Source organism: Streptomyces sp. PU-14G, assembly GCF_041028275.1.
Lineage (GTDB): Bacteria > Actinomycetota > Actinomycetes > Streptomycetales > Streptomycetaceae > Streptomyces.
In genome coordinates this window covers 1-2058 of record NZ_JASKYT010000625.1, presented here as the reverse complement: position 1 = coordinate 2058, position 2058 = coordinate 1, and the positions used below count along the sequence as shown (strand labels likewise).

Below are 2058 nucleotides of genomic sequence, written 5' to 3'. Positions count from 1 at the left end.
CGCCATGACGGTGGTGAGGACGGCCCGGGTGAAGCCCCCCCCCCCCCCCCCCCCTGCGGGGTGGTGGGGAGGCTCATGCGGGGGTCACTCCTGTGGCGGCCTGGAACTGCTCGCGGGTGCAGAAGCTGAGGAGGGCTTCCTTCTCCGGTTTGGTGAGGGTGGTCTCGACGCGGAAGCCGACCGCCTCGTTGAGGGCGTGCACGGCGGTGTTGCGCACGTCCGGCTCGACGACGACGCGGTGGGTTCCGGGGTCGGCGAAGAGCATCGCCATGACGGTGGTGAGGACGGCCCGGGTGAAGCCGTGCACGGGCGCTCCCGTGGGGGCGCACAGGAAGTGCATGCCGATGTCGCCGTCGGCGTGCGGGTAGAGGCCGGCGAGTTCGACGTGGCGGGGGTCGTAGCGTTCCGTCAGGAAGGCGGGCTCGCCGTTGTGGTGGCCGAGGAAGGCGTCGTGGTGGGGCGAGGCCGCGATGTCCATGAACTCGCGTTCGACGTCGGGGAGTGTCGCGTCCTGTAGCAGGTAGAACGCCGCCTTGGGGTGGGTGACCCAGGTGTGCAGCAGCTCCGCGTCGGTGAGCGGGTCGACGGGGCGGAGGGAGAAGGTGCCCAGTTCCGCGTCGCCGCGGGTGAAGACGGTCGTGTCGGCGGTGGTCACAGGGCGGCCTCCGCGTCGGTGGCGGGCGTGCCGTCGGCCATCGGGGCGGCGAACTCCTGGAAGGCGATGGACCGCTCGATCGGGTACACCTCGCGGCCGAGCAGCGCGCGGATGATGCTGGAGTTGCGGTAGGCGGCCATGCCCAGGTCGGGGGCGACGAAGCCGTGGGTGTGCAGCTCCGCGTTCTGGACGTAGATCTCCCGCCCGGCGGTGTCGACGCTGTAGTCGCGGCGTACGGCGAAGCGTCCGCGCGGGTCCCACTCGATGCGGTCGGCGATCGCGTCGAGGAAGGCGGGGCGCTGGTAGCGGTAGCCGGTGGCCAGGATGAGGCCCTCGGTGGTGAGGGAGAAGTCGCGCTTCTGCTCCTCCTGGCGCAGTCCGAGGGTGTAGGTGCCGTCGGCCGCGTCGTAGGAGGCGTCGGTCAGCGCGGTGTTGGTCATCAGCCGGGTGGGGCAGGAGCGGACGCGGTTCTTCTGGTAGAGCAGGTCGAAGATGGCGTCGATCAGCTCGGAGTTGATGCCCTTGTAGAGGTTCTTCTGCGAGGCGACGAGGTCGTCGCGGGTGTCGGGCGGGAGGGAGTGGAAGTAGTCCACGTACTCCGGCGAGGTCATCTCCAGCGTCAGCTTGGTGTATTCGAGGGGGAAGAAGCGGGGGGAGCGGGTCAGCCAGTTGAGCGCGTAGCCGTGGTCGTCGATGTCCTGGAGGAGGTCGTAGTAGATCTCGGCGGCGCTCTGGCCGCTGCCCACCAGGGTGATGCTCTTCTTCTTCTGGAGCGCTTCCTTGGCTTCCAGGTAGCGGGAGTTGTGGATCAGGTCGCCGCCGAGGCCCTGGCAGGGTTCGGGCAGGTGGGGCGGGGTGCCGGTGCCCAGGATGAGCTTCGGTGCGCGGAAGGTGCGCCGCTCGCCGGTGGGCAGGTGCTCGGCGTGGACGGTGTAGAGCCCGTCGCTCTCGTCGTGGGCGACCTCGACGACGCGGTGGCCGAAGCGCACGGTGCCGTGTGCGAGCCGTTCGGCGGCCCAGCGGCAGTAGTCGCTGAACTCGGCGCGGAGCGGGTAGAAGCTCTCGCGTATGTAGAACGAGTAGAGCCGTCCCGATTCCTTGAGGTAGTTGAGGAAGGAGAACGGTGAGGTCGGGTCCGCGAGGGTGACCAGGTCCGACATGAAGGGCGTCTGGAGGGTGCTGTCGTCCAGCATCATGCCGGGATGCCAGGTGAATTCCGGCTTGTCGTCGAGGAAGACGCCGTTCAGGTCCGGTATCGGCTCGGTCAGGCAGGCGAGGCCCAGGTTGAAGGGGCCCAGGCCGATGGCGACGAAGTCGTGTACGGGGGCGTCGTGGGTCACGTCGGGACTCCGGGGGTGTGGGGGTGGTCAGGCCTGGGCGGCGCTGAGGGCGGGGGCGTGGGC

At 69.3% G+C, this 2058-nt stretch carries 2 protein-coding genes; both read right to left on the bottom strand.

Annotated features, from left to right (window positions below; all coding sequences use genetic code 11):
• Positions 1 to 73: 73 nt before the first annotated feature.
• Entirely contained in the window at positions 74 to 655 is a 582-nt protein-coding gene (locus AB8Z75_RS34160) for a GNAT family N-acetyltransferase (RefSeq protein ID WP_369208912.1), read from the bottom strand.
• Complete coding sequence (locus tag AB8Z75_RS34155) at positions 652 to 1995, bottom strand: lysine N(6)-hydroxylase/L-ornithine N(5)-oxygenase family protein (protein WP_369208910.1); 1344 nt, start codon at positions 1993 to 1995, stop codon at positions 652 to 654. Before AB8Z75_RS34155 ends, AB8Z75_RS34160 begins: the two co-directional genes overlap by 4 nt.
• Positions 1996 to 2058 lie beyond the last annotated feature (63 nt).